This window comes from Aggregatibacter actinomycetemcomitans (assembly GCF_003130205.1).
Lineage (GTDB): Bacteria > Pseudomonadota > Gammaproteobacteria > Enterobacterales > Pasteurellaceae > Aggregatibacter > Aggregatibacter actinomycetemcomitans_A.
This window is the reverse complement of record NZ_NRDF01000019.1, coordinates 11774-29074: the sequence shown is the minus strand read 5'-3', so window position 1 is coordinate 29074 and position 17301 is coordinate 11774. Positions and strand designations below refer to the sequence as shown.

Below are 17301 nucleotides of genomic sequence, written 5' to 3'. Positions count from 1 at the left end.
GGTTTTACCATGGTCAACGTGGCCGATTGTACCCACGTTAACGTGCGGTTTTGTACGTTCAAATTTTTCTTTAGACATTGAGAGTCCCTCTAAACAAACACGGTTATCGATGGTTCAACTTACCAGATTAACCAAAGTATTAAAATTTGTAATGGAGAGATTATTAAGAAGTGGTGCTGATAGGCAGATTCGAACTGCCGACCTCACCCTTACCAAGGGTGCGCTCTACCAACTGAGCTATATCAGCGCTTGGAGCGGGCAGCGGGAATCGAACCCGCGTCATTAGCTTGGAAGGCTAAGGTAATAGCCATTATACGATGCCCGCCGTTCTTAATTCATCTGTCCCATCGGTTACTCTTAGATAATGGTGGAGGGAGAAGGATTCGAACCTTCGAAGGCTGAGCCGGCAGATTTACAGTCTGCTCCCTTTGGCCGCTCGGGAATCCCTCCACTCTAAGTTTGAACTTGTATTACGAGAAATGGTGCCGACTATCGGAATCGAACTGATGACCTACTGATTACAAGTCAGTTGCTCTACCTGCTGAGCTAAGTCGGCGTCGAAAACAAGTGACGCGTATTATAGGGGTTTTTTCATGCCTGACAAGTTTTTTTTTAGTAAATAAAGTTTTTTTTAGTTATTCGTTTAATTATCAAACAAAAACAATTTATCTTCGTCTAATTTACCTGATTATGCTAAATTTTTACTGCTCAATCCCTTATTTATAAGGTATATTTTGCAACCTATATTTGGCTAAAAAGAGTAATTCAACGCGTGGAATTTCCGGTTTCTCATTCTATTTCGGAGCAGTTTATGCCGTTTTTGTCGTTTAATCGACAACGTTGGGCGGAATTGCGCAAATCCGTGCCGTTAAAATTAACCGAGCAAGATCTCAAACCGCTGCTCGGTATTAACGAAGCACTTTCCCTTGATGAAGTTCGCACTATCTATTTACCGTTAACCCGTTTGATTAACTACTATATAGATGAAAACATTCGTCGTCAGGACGTGTTGCACCGTTTCCTCGGCGGACAAAGCCCGAAAGTGCCTTACATTATTAGTATTGCAGGCAGCGTGGCGGTGGGCAAAAGTACTTCGGCACGGATTTTGCAATCTTTATTAAGCCATTGGCCGCAGGAACGAAAAGTCGATTTGATCACAACCGACGGTTTCCTGCATCCATTATCCTATTTGCAACAACATAATTTGCTGCATAAAAAAGGTTTTCCGATTTCTTATAACACGTCGAAATTGATTCATTTTTTAGCCGATATAAAATCCGGCAAACCCAATGTCAGCGCGCCCATTTATTCGCACTTAACCTATGACATTATTCCCGATCAATTTAATGTTATCGATCAGCCCGACATTCTGATTCTGGAAGGATTAAATGTGTTACAACCGAACAAAAATCAAGCCAATGAGCTGTTCGTTTCGGATTTTGTGGATTTTTCCATTTATGTGGATGCGGAAGAAACATTGCTGAAAGAATGGTATATCCGCCGTTTCCTGAAATTCCGCCAAAGTGCGTTTTCCAATCCGAATTCTTATTTCAAACATTATGCCAACCTGTCCGAGCAGGAGGCTATTGAAACGGCAGGGAAAATCTGGGATGAAATTAACGGATTGAATCTAAAAGAAAATATTTTACCGACCCGTGAGCGCGCCAATCTCATTTTGAAAAAAGGAGCGAACCATGAAGTGGAATTGGTGAAGCTAAGAAAATAACGAAAAAAAGCACCGCACTTTAGCGTAAAAGTGCGGTGCTTTTTTAAGATTGAATTTTAAATATCCAAATTTGCTCTTAAGGCATTACTTTCAATGAAATCACGGCGCGGTTCCACTTCGTCACCCATTAAAGTGGTGAAAAGCTGATCTGCCGCGACAGCATCTTTAATGGACACTTTCAACATACGGCGGGTATTCGGATCCATGGTGGTTTCCCACAGTTGCTCCGGATTCATTTCGCCCAAGCCTTTATAACGTTGGATCATCAAGCCGCGACGGGATTCTTTCATTAACCATTCAATGGCTTGTTCAAAAGAAGCCACCGCCACTTTGCGTTCACCACGCATTACATAAGCGCTGTCTTCCAACAACCCGACCAGTTTTTCGCCCAGAGCGATTAGGCGGGTATATTCATTGCCGGTGGCGAATTGAAAATTGAGGAAATAATCCGTATCGATACCGTGTGTTCTTACGGTTAACACCACTTCATACAAATTCCGTTCGGCGTTAAATTGCAGACGATAGCTATAATGTCTGCCGTCGGTTTCTTTCGTATTTAAAGTGGCAACTAAAGAATCGACCCAGGAATTGACCGCACTTTCCTGCTGCATCAGCGCGGTGGTCAACGCCGGTTGATAAATCAATTCTTTTAATACGCTTTCCGGATAATAGCGGGTTAAGCGGGCAATCATTTTTTGTACGGCAAGGTATTCGGACGCCAGATTTTGCAACGCCACACCTTGCATACCCGGCGCATTTTCATTCACATAAAGCGCGGCATTTTCCAGGGCAATCGCCAGTTCAAATTTCGCCATCGCTTCGTCATCTTTAATATATTGTTCTTGTTTGCCTTTTTTCACTTTATAGAGCGGTGGCTGGGCAATATAAACATAACCGCGCTCAATCAGTTCCGGCATTTGGCGATAGAAGAACGTCAACAATAGCGTACGAATGTGTGAACCGTCCACGTCCGCATCGGTCATGATGATGATGCTGTGATAGCGCAATTTGTCGGGATTATATTCGTCACGGCCGATACCGCAACCCAACGCGGTAATTAATGTACCCACTTCGGCAGAAGACAACATTTTGTCGAAACGGGCTTTTTCCACGTTCAGGATTTTTCCTTTTAATGGCAGAATCGCTTGGTTCTTACGGTTGCGCCCTTGTTTTGCGGAACCGCCCGCAGAGTCACCCTCCACGATGTAAAGTTCGGACAACGCCGGATCGCGTTCCTGACAATCCGCCAATTTACCCGGCAAGCCGCCCAAATCCAACGCACCTTTACGACGGGTCATTTCGCGGGCTTTGCGGGCGGCTTCACGGGCGCGCGCGGCATCGATGATTTTGGTCACGATGATTTTTACATCGTTCGGATTTTCCAACAAATAGGTTTGCAAATATTCGTTCATCAGGGATTCCACCGCACTTTTCACTTCGGAGGAAATCAGTTTGTCTTTTGTTTGGGAAGAGAATTTCGGATCCGGTACTTTCACGGAAATCACCGCCACCAAGCCTTCACGGGCATCGTCACCGGAAGTCACCACTTTGGATTTCTTGGTGTAGCCTTCGTTTTCCATGTAGTTGTTCAAGGTGCGGGTCATCGCCCCACGGAAACCGGCTAAGTGCGTACCGCCGTCCCGTTGCGGAATGTTGTTGGTGAAGCAATAAATGTTTTCCGCGTAACCGTCGTTCCATTGCAACGCAATTTCTACACCAATGCCGTCTTTTTCGGCGGAAAAATAGAAAGGTTTCGGATGAATCGGAGTTTTGCCGCGGTTGATATATTCAACGAACGCCTGAATTCCGCCTTCGTAATGGAAGTGGTCTTGTTTGTCGGTGCGTTCGTCAATTAAACGAATGGACACGCCGGAGTTTAAGAAAGATAACTCTCTTAAGCGCTTGGCTAAGATGTCGTATTCAAATTCAATATTGGTGAAGATGGTCGGGCTTGGCCAGAAACGTACAGTGGTACCGGTTTGGGTGGTTTCACCGATGACGGCGAGAGGTGCTTGCGGATCACCGAGGCTGTAAAATTGTTCATGCACTTTGCTTTGACGGCGAATCGTCAGTTGTAACTTGTCGGACAACGCATTTACCACGGATACGCCCACGCCGTGCAAACCGCCAGATACTTTATAGGAGTTATCGTCAAATTTACCACCGGCGTGCAACACGGTCATGATCACCTCGGCGGCAGAAACGCCTTCTTCCGGGTGAATATCCACCGGAATACCGCGCCCGTCATCTTGTACGGAAACGGAATTATCGGAATGAATGGTAACCACGATGTCATTACAATACCCCGCCAAGGCTTCATCAATAGCGTTATCCACCACTTCGAAAACCATATGGTGTAAACCCGTTCCATCGTCTGTGTCACCGATATACATTCCGGGACGTTTACGCACCGCATCAAGCCCTTTTAGCACTTTAATACTGTTTGCACCATAAGTTTCAGGAGTATTTGTCGACATAATTCTTCTCTGTGTAATTCGTAAAAAATCGGGCGGGATTATAGCAAAATTTTGTGCAATTAGCTAAAAATAAGTGCGCCGAAGCGATGGCGGGGGTTATTCGCCGGCGCGGGCATTTTTATGTTCGCGGATCAAGGCGAGAAATGCCGGCCCGAAACGCTCCAGTTTAATGGCGCCGACGCCGTTAATTTGTAGCATTTCAATGTTACTGACAGGTTGATATTGCGCCATTTCCTGTAACGTTGCGTCGTTAAACACAATATACGGTGGAATATTTTCCTTATCGGCAATTTGCTTACGCAGAAAGCGCAAGCGGGCAAACAGATCTTTGTCGTAAGAACCCACCGCACTTTTTGGCGTCATGGCGGTGGTGACGATGGAAGACAGGCGAGGAGCTGCCAATTCCAGCGGTTCTTCTCCGCGTAAAATCGGTTTGGCGTTTTCCGTTAATTGTAAGGTGTTGCCGTATTCGCCGATGATTTGGCGTACCAAGCCTAAATGTACCAACTGGCGCAATACCGATTGCCAATATTCCGTGCTGTGTTCTTTGCCAATGCCGTACACGCTTAATTGCTCATGGCGCTGTTCACGTATTTTCTGATTGTTCATGCCACGCAGCACGGCGATGACATAATGCGCGCCATAACATTGACCGGTGCGATAAATCGCCGACATGATTTTTTGTGCGTCCAGCAAGCCGTTATATTTTTTCGGCGGATCGAGACAAATATCGCAATTTTGACAAGGCGTTTGGCGATGTTCGCCGAAATAGTTCAATAAAACCAAACGGCGGCAGGTTTGGCTTTCGGCAAATTCGCCGATGGCTTGCAATTTGTGCTGTTCAATCTGCCGTTGCGGCGTTTCCGACTTTTCCATCAGCATTTTGTTGAGCCACACATAATCCGCCGGGTCATAAAACAACACCGCTTCCGCCGGTAAATCATCGCGCCCCGCGCGACCGGTTTCCTGATAGTAGGATTCGATGCTGCGCGGCAGGTCAAAATGCGCCACAAAGCGCACATTGGATTTATTAATGCCCATGCCGAAGGCGATGGTCGCCACCACCACTTGAATGTTGTCACGCTGAAAATCCCGTTGCACTTTCTCGCGCAAGCCGTTTTCCATGCCGGCATGATACGCCGCCGCCCGTACGCCTTTGTTACACAGGGTTTCGGCGATACGTTCCACTTTATTGCGGCTGTTGCAATACACAATGCCGCTCTTGCCTTTTTGCGCCAGCACGAAACGGCAAAGTTGCTCCATGGGTTTGAATTTTTCCACCAACGTGTAACGAATGTTCGGGCGATCGAAGCTGCCTACATAAAAGTGCGGTCGATTTAACCGGAGATTTTTCAGGATGTCTTGTTGTGTGGTCTGATCCGCCGTGGCAGTGAGTGCCATGATCGGCACGTTCGGAAAGCTGCCTTTTAAGCCGCCGAGTTGGGTATATTCGGGACGGAAATCGTGTCCCCATTGGGAAATGCAGTGCGCTTCATCAATGGCGATAAAACTCACTTGGCACAAGGAAATAAATTGGAAAAAGCTGTTGGCCATGACTTTTTCCGGCGATAAATACAATAATTTTAACTGCCCGGAAATCGCCCGATTCTGCACCTGTTGCTGTTCTTCGAAGGTTTGTGTGGAATTCAAATAATCCGCTTCAACGCCGTTGGCGCGCAGTTGATCCACTTGGTCTTTCATCAGGGAAATCAGCGGCGACACCACCAGCGTCATGCCGTCAAAGCAAAGGGCGGGAATTTGATAACACAACGATTTGCCCGTGCCCGTCGCCATAATCACCAAACAGTCCTGCCCGCTGAGCACGGCATCGATGATTTCCTGCTGCCCTTTGCGGAAAGATTGATAGCCGAAAACCGAATGCAAAACGTGCAATGCGGAAGCATGAAGTGCGGTGGAATTTACTGACGATTCATCGGCAGAATCCACCGCACTTTTTGTTGATTCGGACGGGTTAAGGTCGCTCATTAATTAAATTGAACCTGTTCGCCGTGTTTAGCAAGGGCTTCGGTAAGCGCCTGCCAGAAATCCAAACCGTCGTTGCTGACCCAACGTCCGTCTTTATAGACAAAATGAAACCCTCCATTGTGGCTCGCCAGCCATAATTCCAATAACGATTCCTGTTTATTGATCACGATTTGGCTGCGATCGCCAAGGGTGATAGTGAATACGGAACCCTGACGTTCGCAATCTACGCCGCAATCCTGCGCTTCCAGTTGTTCTTCAATTTCATCCCAAACGCGCTCGATTTTCTGATGAAACTCGATAATATTCATAAAAACCACTCCCCTAAATGTTGGTAAAGAGGGAATTATAAAGATTTTCTGCGCGTTGTGATAGCACAAAGCCCGATTTAATGGTAAAAAGAGCAGTCAAATTTGAGAACAAGGAGCAATCGATGAAAAAACTCACTTCCTTATTTTTACTTGTCACTTTATGTGCCTTAAGCAGTGGCTGCGGCGTGAAAGGTCCGTTGTATTTTCCTGCACAAGATTCAGCCGATCAGGCGACAAAATAATTTTTACAGGCGATGTTATGGACTTTTTCCAATATCAACATGATCAACTTATGGTGGAAAATCTGCCGGTCAAACAACTTGCCGAGGAGTTCGGCACGCCCTTATATGTTTATTCCAAAGCCACGCTTGAGCGCCACTGGCATGCGTTTAATAACGCCTTTGGAGACCATCCGCACTTGGTGTGTTTTGCCGTGAAATCGAACCCGAATATTGCCATTTTGAACATTATGGCAAAACTGGGTTCCGGCTTTGACATTGTGTCCCAAGGGGAATTGGAACGGGTGCTTGCCGCCGGCGGTGAAGCGCATAAAGTGGTGTTTTCCGGCGTGGCGAAATCCCGCCGGGAAATCGCCCGCGCACTGGAAGTGGGGATTCGTTGCTTTAACGTGGAGTCGGAAGCGGAATTGTTACGCATTAATCAGGTTGCCGGCGACATGGGCAAAATCGCGCCCATTTCTTTGCGCGTTAATCCCGATGTGGACGCACACACCCACCCTTATATTTCCACCGGCCTGAAAGAGAATAAATTCGGCGTGAGCGTGGAACAGGCGCGTGAGGTGTATAAATTAGCCGCAACGCTGCCGAATATTGACATTGTCGGTATGGATTGCCACATCGGTTCACAACTCACGGAATTACAACCGTTTTTAGATGCCGCCGATCGGTTAATCGTTCTCATGGAACAGTTAAAACAGGACGGCATTCAGTTGAAGCATTTGGATTTGGGCGGTGGTTTAGGCGTCACTTACACCGACGAAACGCCACCGCATCCGACGGAATACGCCAAAGCCCTGTGGGAAAAATTAAGCGCTTTCAGCGAGTTGGAAATTATTGTTGAGCCCGGTCGCGCCATCACCGCCAATGCGGGAATTTTGGTGACCAAAGTGGAATATGTAAAATCCAACGAAAGCCGTAATTTCGCCATTGTGGATGCAGGCATGAACGACATGATTCGCCCGGCGTTATATCAGGCTTACATGAACATTCTGGAAATCGACCGCACTTTAGCGCGTGAAGAGAAAATTTACGACGTGGTCGGTCCGATTTGCGAAACCTCGGACTTCCTCGGCAAACAACGCAAACTTGCCATTGCGGAAGGGGATTATTTAGCCCAACGCTCGGCGGGCGCTTATGGCGCCAGCATGTCTTCCAACTACAACTCCCGTCCGAGAACGGCGGAGGTTATGGTGGACGGTGACAATGCTTATTTAATCCGCCGTCGTGAAACGTTAAACGAATTGTGGCAACTGGAAAGTATGTTGCCGTAGTCAAAACCGATATAAAAAATCCCGCATGAATTTGCGGGATTTTTGTTTCGATTAACGATACGGTTGATTTAACGGTACTTCCGGATCCGGCTCGTGCGTAATGCGGTTACGCAAATCACGGCGAATCAACTCAATGCTCCAGAACCAGAAAACATGACCGACAAATTCGGAAACATGTTCATACCAAGGTAACTCAGATATTTGTGGTGTTAAATTAAGTAATGGAAAAGCGATATAGTGAACACCAATATTACAAATAATACTGAACAGAATACCTTGCCATAATTTAATTTTCGGGAAACGTTCCGCGACGATACAATAGAACAGTGCGAATACAACCGAGAAAGTAATGTGGGTCACGCCAATCCAGTTAAATCCGTAATCGGCGAAAGTAAACACCGCTTCCGTCGGATTAATACCGATATAATCACGTAAGAAAACATGCGGCGGGTTTAAAAATGCACGGGAGCAAACCTCAAGGGCTTGGCTTGGATCTTTACAGGCAGCGGTGAATAAATCCAACGGACTACGTGGTGGGAATGGGTGCTCGGCGCCCCATTTTACGAATGAAGAAACCACACCGGCGATAATCGCCACGAACGCCGCGACACCATAACGACGACGGGACGGATCAGTTTGAACAAATAATCCAGACATAATATATCCCTCTAAATTTAATTAAACGCTATTCACTTTATATGAAATAAAAGTACGGCTAATATTCTCGGTATTTTTTTATTTTAGTCAAGTTTTATTCATTTTAATTAATTACCAGCTGGCGAAATATTTTTATAATAAAACCGTTATCTTTCTGTCAAACCAAAAAATATTCATATATAAAATATAAAAGGAAGTCCTATGAAAAAACGTTGCACATGGGCGGAAGGCTCACAAATTTATCAGGATTACCACGACAACGAGTGGGGTAAACCGCAGTTTGATGATGGCAAATTATTTGAAAAACTGTGTCTGGAAGGGCAGCAAGCGGGCTTGTCGTGGATTACGGTTTTAAAAAAACGGGAAGCTTATCGGCAGGCGTTTTCCCATTTTGACCCGCACAAAGTCGCAGCAATGACCGATGCCGATATCGATCACTGTATGCAAAATGCGGGCTTAATTCGCCATCGCGCCAAATTACAGGCAATCGTCACCAATGCGCGGGCGTTTCTCGCCATGCAAAAGTGTGGTGAAAATTTCAGTCATTTTATTTGGTCTTTCGTGAATCATCAGCCGCAAATTCATGACGTGCCCGAGTTAAGTCATGTGCCGGCGCAAACGGCAACCTCAATCGCGTTATCCAAGGCTCTGAAAAAGCGCGGCTTCGTATTTGTCGGTCCGACAACCTGTTATGCGTTTATGCAATCCATGGGGCTGGTGGACGATCACTGGAATGAATGCGCGTACAAAACGCCACATTAAACAATGCGATCCCCCACGTTTTACAGTATAATCCCGTTAAATTTGGCTCAAATAATGGTTGTCCGATGAAGAAAAATTATTACACGTTAATTTCACTGTCAATTTTGACCGCACTTTATAGTGCTGACAGCGCAGCAGACTTGAATCAGCAATGTTTATTAGGCGTACCGCATTTTACCGGAGAAGTGGTTAGCGGTGACCCGAATGATCAGCCGGTGTACATTGAAGCGGATAAAGCAGAAATCAATCAGCCGAGCAGCGCCCTTTATCAAGGCAATGTGGACATCAAACAAGGTAACCGCCATTTAAAATCCGCGGCGGTGGAAGTGCAACAATCGGGTGAAGGCAGCAATGTGCAGCGTCATGCCTTTGCACGCGGCGGATTTGATTATCGCGACAACCAAATCAACTTACTTGGCAGCGATGCTAAAATCCATCTCAACAGCAAAGATACCGATATTCAACACGCCGATTATCAATTCGTTGATCGCCAAGGGCGCGGTTCGGCGGAACGCGTGGAATTGCGCGAAGATTATCGCTTAATGAAAAACGCCACTTTTACCTCCTGTTTGCCGAGTGATAATACCTGGTCGATTTACGCCAGCGAAATGCGTCAACATGTGAAAGAAGAATATGCGGAAATGTGGCATGCCCGTTTTCGCGTGTATGGTGTACCGGTGTTCTACACGCCGTATTTACAACTGCCTATCGGCGATCGCCGTCGTTCCGGTTTGTTGGTACCTACTGCCGGACATTCCAGTCGCGACGGTTATTTCTATGCACAACCGGTGTATTGGAACATCGCGCCGAATTATGATGCCACCATTGCGCCGAAATATATGTCAAAACGCGGTTGGCAACTCAACGGCGAATTTCGTTATTTAACGCCGCTCGGTGAAGGGAAAATTGCCGGTGAATATTTAGGCAATGATCGGTTAACGGATTACACGGCAGAAAATCGCAAACGCCATTTATTGCACTGGTTACACAGTTCCAGCTTCTTGGAAAATTGGCGCTTGAATGTAGATTATACGCGGGTCAGCGATAAACGTTATTTCACCGATTTTGATTCCGAATACGGCAGCAGCACGGATGGTTATGCCGATCAAAAAGTGCGTATTGCTTACTACCAACCGAATTACAACCTTGCCATTTCGGCAAAACAATTCCAGATTTTCGATGAAGTGGCCATTGGTCCATATCGTACTTTGCCGCAAATTGATTTCAATTATTACAAAAATAATTTGTGGAATAATTTGGATTTCAAACTCTTTTCGCAAGCAGCACGCTTTGATAATGACAGCATTCAGATGCCGAAAGCCTGGCGTTTCCATTTAGAACCGAGTTTAAACAAAACCTTATCCAATCGTTACGGCAGCATTAACTTTGAAACCAAACTTTACGCAACGCATTATCAGCAAAAGAATGGAAGGATTGCTTCTGATAATGAAAAGGTGGAACGTAGCGTAACCCGTGTATTGCCACAGTTTAAAGTGGAACTGCAAACGGTATTGGCATCCGATAAAACCCTGTTCAACGGTTATACCCAAACCCTCGAACCACGCGTGCAATACTTATATCGCCCTTATAAAAATCAAGGCAATATCGGACCTAAAAATCCGCAATATCTTGGTTTTGGTTACGATTCCACGTTATTGCAACAGGATTATTTCTCCTTATTCCGTGACCGTCGTTACAGCGGTTTGGACCGTATAGCCTCTGCCAATCAGGTAACATTGGGAGGGACTACACGTTTCTTTGATGTAGAAAAAGAAGAGCGCTTCAATTTTTCCATCGGACAAACCTTCTATTTAAAGCCGTCCCGCATTGATAATAACCCGAATAATAAAACCTCCGGCGCATCTTCATCATGGGCGTTGGAATCTAACTGGAAAATCAGCGACCAATGGCGTTGGCGCGCAAGTTATCAATATGAGCCGCAGTTAAAACAGGTTTCCTTGGCAAATACCGGGTTAGAATGGAATCCGCAAAAAGAGAATTTAATTCAGTTAACTTACCGTTACGCAAGCCAAAAATATATCGACCAAAATTTGACTGTCGGCGCTAATCGTTATAATCAGGATATTAAACAATTGGGCGTGCAAGCAGCGTGGGAAATCACCGACAATTGGGCGGTAGTCGGACGTTATTATCAGGATTTGGCGTTGAAGAAACCGGTGGAACAATACCTTGGTGTGCAATATAATTCCTGTTGCTGGAGCATCGGTGTCGGCGCCAGACGTTATGTCACCAGCCGCCAAAACCAAAAATATGACGAAATCTTCTATGATAACAGTGTCGGCGTCACTTTCCAGTTGCGCGGCTTCGGTAACGATCACAAAAATGGTATCGAAGAGTTATTAAAGCGCGGAAAATTGCCGTATTTACAAGCCTTCAGTCTTTACTAGAAAGGGAAAAAATAAAAAACCGTGAGTTATTCGGCTCATGGTTTTTTATTAGGTGCAACAACAAAAAGTGCGGTGGATTTTCTGATTTTTTTATTTTCTGGCAAGCGGAGGAACGAAACAAATGCCCATATCCCAAGGTTGTTCAATCCAGGTATTTTGCGGAATATCTACCACATAATTATCTACCAATTCCGCGCCGGCCGGTTTCGCGAAAACTGTCACAAGGCGGGCGTTCGGGTACATTTCACGAATGGCGCGCGCGGTATTACCGGTATCCACCAAATCGTCAATGATGATAAACCCTTCACCACCGTTCGCCAGTTGTGCGGCATGTAACACCTGTAATTCGCCTTGCGTGTCGTGGTTATAACTGGCAATACAAAGAGTTTCCACATGACGAATGCCTAATTCGCGTGCAAGTACCGCCGCCGGAAATAAACCGCCACGACTCACGGCAACAATGCCTTTCCATTGTGAAGCCGGAAGCAAACGTTCGGATAATTTGCGTGCGTGCATATGGAACATATCCCACGTCACAACATATTTTTCACTCATAAACACCCCTTGTCTGAAATTTTGCGGGCTGCGGGCGCTGCCAGGGAAATAAAAATGACGTTAGGATAACCCGAAATGGCATTTTATGCTATTATTTTCCTTAATTTTTTAAGGAGGAAATATGTCAGAAATACAAAAATTAACCCCGAATTTACTCTGGAAATGGTTCGATCAAATTTGTGCGATTCCCCATCCGTCTTATCAAGAAAATGCTTTGGCGGAATTCATCGTTAATTGGGCAAAAGGCAAGGCTTTTTACGCTGAACGCGATGAAGCGGGCAACGTATTAATTCGCAAACTGGCAACAAAAGGCATGGAAAATCGCCAAAAAGTTGCCCTTCAGGCGCATTTGGATATGGTGCCGCAAGCCAACGAAGGCAGCTCGCATAATTTTGCCACCGACCCCATTCAGCCTTATATCGACGGCGAATGGGTGCGCGCTACCAACACCACATTAGGCGCCGATAACGGCATTGGTATGGCGGCGACTTTAGCGGTGCTGGACAGTGACGACTTGCCGCATCCTGACTTGGAAGTGTTACTCACCATGACAGAAGAACGCGGCATGGAAGGCGCCATTGGGTTGCGCCCGAACTGGTTGCAAAGCGACATTATGATCAACACCGACACGGAAGAAAACGCGGAAATTTACGTGGGCTGCGCCGGTGGTGAAAACGCCAACATTTCGTTGCCCGCTGAATATGAAAGCAACCATTTCGCGCATAGTACGCAAATCGTGTTAAAAGGCTTACGCGGCGGACATTCCGGCTGTGACATTCATACCGGACGTGCCAACGCCATCAAATTGCTGGCCCGTTTCTTGGCAAAACTCGCACAAAATCAACCGCACTTTGATTTCGCTTTAAGCGATATTTGTGGCGGTTCCATTCGCAACGCCATTCCGCGCGAAGCTTTTGCCACTTTAAACTTCAACGGTGATGTGGACGGGCTGAAAAGTGCGGTGGAAAATTTCGGCGTTTTATTGAAAACCGAATTGGCATTAATTGAACCAAATCTTTCTTTCGAATTACAACCAATTGATAAGCCGATAAAGATTTTCACACCGTTAACCACAGAACGCATTATCCATTTATTAAATGTATTGCCGAATGGCGTAATTCGCAACAGCGACGTGTTGGAAAATATTGTGGAAACTTCGCTTAGCGTCGGCGTGTTAGAAACCGAAGAAAATCAGATTAAAGCCACCATTTTAGTGCGCTCGCTGATTGAAAGCGGCAGAGAATACGTTGCTGAAATACTGCAATCCTTGGCGCAGTTAAGCGGCGCAAAAGCTGAATTTTCCGGTTCTTATCCGGGCTGGGAGCCGCAAGCACATTCACCGATTGTGGATTTGACCTACAAAATTTATGCGCAAGTGCTGGGCTACGAACCGGCTATTAAAGTGATTCACGCCGGTTTGGAATGCGGTTTGCTGAAGAAAATTTACCCGAATATGGACATGGTTTCCATCGGTCCGACCATCAAAAATGCCCACTCTCCGGACGAAAAAGTCCACATCCCGGCAGTGCAAATTTTCTGGTCGTTAATCACCAAATTATTAGCCGAAATTCCGGTAAAATAAATTGATGTTCAGTAAAACAAGAAACCACTCAATTGAGTGGTTTTTTACTATGCTGCTCCAAAAGTGCGGCCATTTCCCATCATTTATAGTTAAACAACGTTCTTGCCAGGAAATCGGCGGTTTGGGGAAATAGCGCGTAGAATTTACGGGCAAAGGCAAGGGTGCGGGGTAAATTGATTTCACGTACATTTTTTCCCAACGCCGTGACGATTTTTTGTGCTACCAAATCCACCGGGATTAAAAAAGGCTTGATAGATTTTAGATAAGTCCCCTCAGGATCCGCCTGTTTGAAGAATTTAGTGGCGATTGGACCAGGATTGACGGTGGTGACAAATACACCTTTATCGGCCAGTTCCAAACGGATGGCGTCGGAGTAGCCGATCATGGCAAATTTACTGGCGGAATACAGGCTGGATTTGGCGGATGCTAAAAATCCCGACATAGAAACGATATTGACGATATGTCCACGCCCAAGTGCTTTCATTTTATGCCCGACAAGTTGGCAAAAAGTCATGCTGGCAAACACGTTCACTTCAAACATCTTGCGCGCCTCTTCCGTCGTCAGGCAATCAAAATCATCATACACCGCATAGCCTGCGTTATTGATCAACACATCTATCGCGCCATAACGCTGTTCAACCTCTTGTAAGCAGGCAGCAACAGCGCGTTCATCGCAAATATCCAGCTGCAAACAGGCTTTATGCGGATGAAACGCATACAGGTTTTCCAACAACGCTGCCTCTCTGCCAATTAAAATCAAACGGGCATCAGGCAGTTGTTTTACGATTGCCTGCGCCAAATCCCCACTGGCACCGGTGATAATGATGTTTCTCATAAAAAATGTCCTCGTTCCTATTCTAATTTTATAAACTTTGAAAATAACCGCACTTTAGCAAGAGCAAATACTTGAAGTGCGGTAAGAAAAAACATTATTTTTTTCCACCGCACTTTTGTTTATACCACGCCATAATAAACTCGGCGATTTGTTCAATATCGTTAATATCCAAGTGAGGCTTATGGGCGGTTAAAGGATAATCCGTGGCGACAGCCAGAACGTACTCGTCCATTTCCGGAAGCGGTTTGGTCATGTCTTTACGGTGTAACAATATCTTTTCGATGGGTTCTTGTTTGAAGCCTTCCACCAAGATCAGATCCGTCAACGCCTCGTCAAATTGCGTGCACAAATACGGCAGGGAAATATGTTGTTGCGGGGTTTCGGTCATCAGCGCCCAGCGTTGATCGCACGCCATAATCACTTGGCTGGCGCCGGCATCTTTCATGCGCCAGCTGTCTTTGCCCGGTTTGTCAATTTGTACGTCGTGATGGCTGTGTTTAATCACGGCGGGGCGCAAACCGAGCTGTTTTAATTGCGGGAGTAATTTTTCCAATAACGTAGTTTTGCCGCTGCCGCTGTAACCGGTAATGCCAAGCATAGGGAGCATAATGTTTCCTTGAAGAAAATTGAATGGACGGGCTGAATTATATAACAGCCTGGAAAAGAAAACGAACGGTGCGCGGGGATTTATAACCACCGCTGTTAGAAATATTGTAATTCATTGATATTTTTAAATATCTTGCCTTCCTCCGTTTACGGGGGACAAAACGCAATGCGTTTTGAGCGTTGGCTCTGCCAATGACCCCAAAGGGGTGAGCAAGTGAGTTTCCGAGCTTGCGAATAACGTGCCCGAAGGGCGGAAGGGGGGGGGATCTTGATGTTTTCACAAGATCATGCTTAAAAATTGAGATTTTACCCCCCTCAGGGCTTCGCCCGGCTCCCCCCGTGAACGAGGGGAGCCAAGTTTTTTCTTTTTATATAAACAGTTACAATGTTTCGAACAGGTGTGGATTTATAACACGCGCAATAACATCGGCTGATAGGCGGATTTGCGATTGAGTTTTTGCGCATACCAACGCACAGCGAAGAAAGAAAGTGCGGTGGAAATGAAGATAAAAAAGACGCTGACGAGCTCATGGGCAAACAACGAATCAAATAATAAAGTGCTGAATAATAAAGTAAATAGCGGTACGCAATACATGAGCAAGGCGGATTTGATTAAGGCATGTTCGGACAAGCCGATTTCCACCCGTTGCCCCACTTTCAGCGGCGTGATGGTCTCAATGGTGAAAATATGTTCGCCACGTGCGCCGCTGCCGGTTAATTCCGACAAGGCGGAATTGCCGCAGGCCGATTTTGCCGCGCAAGCGCCGCAGGCACTTTGTGATTGGCATTTCACTTTTGCTCTGCCAGATTCGTACTCAACAACGACCGCACTTTCAGTTAACATAATCGCCTGCTATTTTCTGAATTTAATGTCTTGCACAATGCGTTTTGCCGTGGAAATCGGCAGTTGCCCGATAATGGTCACTTCTTTGTTTTCCATGCTTTCGGTATAAATCGTGTAAGCGCCCTGCCGCCACGTGTTATCCTGCTGCGTGGATTCGGCAATTTTATCGGAAACATATAAGGTGAAAGAAAATAAACCGTCGCTATAAAGTTGCGATTCGATTTTCTCTTCGCCGTCCAATTCAATGCTACGATTCACTAATTTAAACCCTTGTGGAAGCCAGCCGGGCTGCCATTTAAACGCGGGGGGATTATTGGCTTTTTGATCCATTAACAACGGCGGGAAAACGACGCGGTTCAAATACGCCGGCAAGCTGGACAACTCATTGCCGATATACAAATTTACCACGCGGAACTGATCCAACAAATTGCCTTCACGGTCGAGCATATCGGTGCGTAATAACAGGTGATTTTCTTCGTCAATAAACGCCAGATACTGATAACGGAAATCGTCTTTCGGCAGAATTCGGATGGTTTGCACCACATGATCCGCCACGCGGTTGCGCCCGATATTCACGAAATCATAATATTTTTCCAATGCATCAAAATTGGCACGCGACAACGGCGGTAAATTATCAATAATGCCGGAGCCGTTAATGGTAAACGCCTGGTAGTTCGGCTGGAAATAACTGATTAAATTCTCCCGTTGCACAATTTCTTGTTGCGGACCGTCCAGCGTAACCAGTTGAGCATAGGTTTTACCGTCGGCGACAAAATGACGATAGCGCAGAGAATCCATATTCGACGGTGTGGTTTGCACGAAAGAAAACTCGTAATTTAACTGTTGTGTGGCTTTTTTCATTTCATCTAAAAGTTGCTTCGGCGAAAGATTCTCCTGAGCCACGGAAAGAAGAGAACAGCTCAACAATAAGAAAAGTATGGTGGTTTTTAGAAGCGTTTTTAACATTTTCAAATTCCTAATAAACAAATTCACCACCAAAATTGGTGGTGAATTTTCAGCAAACAGTTATACCGGAAAACATATT

15 protein-coding genes, 4 tRNA genes and 1 pseudogene are annotated in these 17301 nt (G+C 45.8%); 6 read left to right on the top strand and 14 right to left on the bottom strand.

Annotated elements, in window-relative coordinates:
- The 5 genes and pseudogenes from DK423_RS10320 to DK423_RS10300 all read right to left on the bottom strand — a co-directional run.
- Nucleotides 1–78, bottom strand: a pseudogene (locus DK423_RS10320) (GTP-binding protein); the annotation flags it as partial.
- Nucleotides 79–171: 93 nt separating this feature from the next.
- Nucleotides 172–247, bottom strand: a tRNA-Thr gene (locus DK423_RS10315).
- Between the two features lie 3 nt (nt 248–250).
- Nucleotides 251–325, bottom strand: a tRNA-Gly gene (locus DK423_RS10310).
- Nucleotides 326–365: 40 nt separating this feature from the next.
- Nucleotides 366–450, bottom strand: a tRNA-Tyr gene (locus DK423_RS10305).
- Nucleotides 451–480: 30 nt separating this feature from the next.
- A tRNA-Thr gene (locus tag DK423_RS10300) sits at nt 481–556 on the bottom strand.
- Nucleotides 557–811: 255 nt separating this feature from the next.
- Between DK423_RS10300 and coaA the strand changes: the two genes are divergently transcribed.
- Complete coding sequence (coaA, locus tag DK423_RS10295) at nt 812–1726, top strand: type I pantothenate kinase (RefSeq protein WP_005578002.1); 915 nt, start codon at nt 812–814, stop codon at nt 1724–1726.
- Between the two features lie 56 nt (nt 1727–1782).
- Here the strand turns inward: coaA and gyrB are convergent, their stop codons facing one another.
- From gyrB to cyaY, 3 genes are all read right to left on the bottom strand, one after another.
- Nucleotides 1783–4203, bottom strand: a complete 2421-nt coding sequence (gene gyrB, locus DK423_RS10290) for a DNA topoisomerase (ATP-hydrolyzing) subunit B (RefSeq protein ID WP_005558121.1) — start codon at nt 4201–4203, stop codon at nt 1783–1785.
- A gap of 96 nt (nt 4204–4299) precedes the next feature.
- The gene (gene recQ, locus DK423_RS10285; RefSeq protein WP_005558114.1) at nt 4300–6189 is read right to left on the bottom strand and encodes a DNA helicase RecQ; all 1890 of its coding nucleotides are present in this window, start codon (nt 6187–6189) and stop codon (nt 4300–4302) included.
- Nucleotides 6189–6497, bottom strand: coding sequence for an iron donor protein CyaY (gene cyaY / locus DK423_RS10280; protein ID WP_005558106.1), 309 nt, complete (start codon nt 6495–6497; stop codon nt 6189–6191). Before cyaY ends, recQ begins: the two co-directional genes overlap by 1 nt.
- A 122-nt stretch (nt 6498–6619) precedes the next feature.
- On the opposite strand from cyaY, the gene lptM reads away from it, so the two are divergent.
- Nucleotides 6620–6739, top strand: a complete 120-nt coding sequence (lptM, locus tag DK423_RS11430) for an LPS translocon maturation chaperone LptM (protein ID WP_005558104.1) — start codon at nt 6620–6622, stop codon at nt 6737–6739.
- A gap of 17 nt (nt 6740–6756) precedes the next feature.
- Nucleotides 6757–8007 carry a diaminopimelate decarboxylase gene (lysA, locus tag DK423_RS10270; RefSeq protein ID WP_005558101.1) on the top strand — a complete coding sequence of 417 codons (1251 nt, stop codon included), beginning with the start codon at nt 6757–6759 and terminating at the stop codon, nt 8005–8007.
- 51 nt (nt 8008–8058) lie between these two features.
- On the opposite strand, the gene DK423_RS10265 is transcribed toward lysA, so the two are convergent.
- On the bottom strand, nt 8059–8664 hold the full coding sequence (locus DK423_RS10265) for a YagU family protein (RefSeq protein WP_005540687.1): 606 nt from the start codon (nt 8662–8664) through the stop codon (nt 8059–8061).
- A 201-nt stretch (nt 8665–8865) separates the two neighbouring features.
- Between DK423_RS10265 and DK423_RS10260 the strand changes: the two genes are divergently transcribed.
- The gene (locus DK423_RS10260; RefSeq protein ID WP_005558099.1) at nt 8866–9426 is read left to right on the top strand and encodes a DNA-3-methyladenine glycosylase I; all 561 of its coding nucleotides are present in this window, start codon (nt 8866–8868) and stop codon (nt 9424–9426) included.
- A 65-nt stretch (nt 9427–9491) separates the two neighbouring features.
- A complete protein-coding gene (lptD, locus tag DK423_RS10255) occupies nt 9492–11834 on the top strand; it encodes an LPS assembly protein LptD (RefSeq protein WP_032996761.1) in 2343 nt (780 codons plus the stop codon).
- 90 nt (nt 11835–11924) lie between these two features.
- Here the strand turns inward: lptD and gpt are convergent, their stop codons facing one another.
- On the bottom strand, nt 11925–12389 hold the full coding sequence (gene gpt, locus DK423_RS10250) for a xanthine phosphoribosyltransferase (protein ID WP_005558095.1): 465 nt from the start codon (nt 12387–12389) through the stop codon (nt 11925–11927).
- 121 nt (nt 12390–12510) lie between these two features.
- On the opposite strand from gpt, the gene DK423_RS10245 reads away from it, so the two are divergent.
- Nucleotides 12511–13971: an aminoacyl-histidine dipeptidase gene (locus tag DK423_RS10245; protein WP_005558093.1), complete on the top strand. Its 1461-nt coding sequence runs from the start codon at nt 12511–12513 to the stop codon at nt 13969–13971.
- 79 nt (nt 13972–14050) lie between these two features.
- Here the strand turns inward: DK423_RS10245 and DK423_RS10240 are convergent, their stop codons facing one another.
- The 4 genes from DK423_RS10240 to rseB all read right to left on the bottom strand — a co-directional run bounded on the left by DK423_RS10240 (nt 14051) and on the right by rseB (nt 17222).
- Entirely contained in the window at nt 14051–14806 is a 756-nt protein-coding gene (locus tag DK423_RS10240; protein WP_005558091.1) for an SDR family NAD(P)-dependent oxidoreductase, read from the bottom strand.
- Nucleotides 14807–14900: 94 nt separating this feature from the next.
- On the bottom strand, nt 14901–15413 hold the full coding sequence (gene mobB, locus DK423_RS10235) for a molybdopterin-guanine dinucleotide biosynthesis protein MobB (RefSeq protein ID WP_061886245.1): 513 nt from the start codon (nt 15411–15413) through the stop codon (nt 14901–14903).
- A 405-nt stretch (nt 15414–15818) separates the two neighbouring features.
- Entirely contained in the window at nt 15819–16256 is a 438-nt protein-coding gene (locus DK423_RS10230) for a SoxR reducing system RseC family protein (protein WP_061885808.1), read from the bottom strand.
- A gap of 9 nt (nt 16257–16265) precedes the next feature.
- Entirely contained in the window at nt 16266–17222 is a 957-nt protein-coding gene (rseB, locus tag DK423_RS10225; protein WP_032996771.1) for a sigma-E factor regulatory protein RseB, read from the bottom strand.
- Nucleotides 17223–17301: the final 79 nt, after the last annotated feature.

Bases quoted from the DNA above. Each gene is read 5' to 3' on its own strand.
- DK423_RS10245 (WP_005558093.1), top strand. From the start codon at position 12,511: ATGTCAGAAATACAAAAATTAACCCCGAATTTACTCTGGAAATGGTTC.
- lptD (WP_032996761.1), top strand. From the start codon at position 9,492: ATGAAGAAAAATTATTACACGTTAATTTCACTGTCAATTTTGACCGCA.
- rseB (WP_032996771.1), bottom strand. From the start codon at position 17,222: ATGTTAAAAACGCTTCTAAAAACCACCATACTTTTCTTATTGTTGAGC.
- mobB (WP_061886245.1), bottom strand. From the start codon at position 15,413: ATGCTCCCTATGCTTGGCATTACCGGTTACAGCGGCAGCGGCAAAACT.
- coaA (WP_005578002.1), top strand. From the start codon at position 812: ATGCCGTTTTTGTCGTTTAATCGACAACGTTGGGCGGAATTGCGCAAA.
- lptM (WP_005558104.1), top strand. From the start codon at position 6,620: ATGAAAAAACTCACTTCCTTATTTTTACTTGTCACTTTATGTGCCTTA.
- gyrB (WP_005558121.1), bottom strand. From the start codon at position 4,203: ATGTCGACAAATACTCCTGAAACTTATGGTGCAAACAGTATTAAAGTG.
- cyaY (WP_005558106.1), bottom strand. From the start codon at position 6,497: ATGAATATTATCGAGTTTCATCAGAAAATCGAGCGCGTTTGGGATGAA.
- DK423_RS10260 (WP_005558099.1), top strand. From the start codon at position 8,866: ATGAAAAAACGTTGCACATGGGCGGAAGGCTCACAAATTTATCAGGAT.
- DK423_RS10230 (WP_061885808.1), bottom strand. From the start codon at position 16,256: ATGTTAACTGAAAGTGCGGTCGTTGTTGAGTACGAATCTGGCAGAGCA.
- DK423_RS10265 (WP_005540687.1), bottom strand. From the start codon at position 8,664: ATGTCTGGATTATTTGTTCAAACTGATCCGTCCCGTCGTCGTTATGGT.
- DK423_RS10240 (WP_005558091.1), bottom strand. From the start codon at position 14,806: ATGAGAAACATCATTATCACCGGTGCCAGTGGGGATTTGGCGCAGGCA.
- lysA (WP_005558101.1), top strand. From the start codon at position 6,757: ATGGACTTTTTCCAATATCAACATGATCAACTTATGGTGGAAAATCTG.
- recQ (WP_005558114.1), bottom strand. From the start codon at position 6,189: ATGAGCGACCTTAACCCGTCCGAATCAACAAAAAGTGCGGTGGATTCT.
- gpt (WP_005558095.1), bottom strand. From the start codon at position 12,389: ATGAGTGAAAAATATGTTGTGACGTGGGATATGTTCCATATGCACGCA.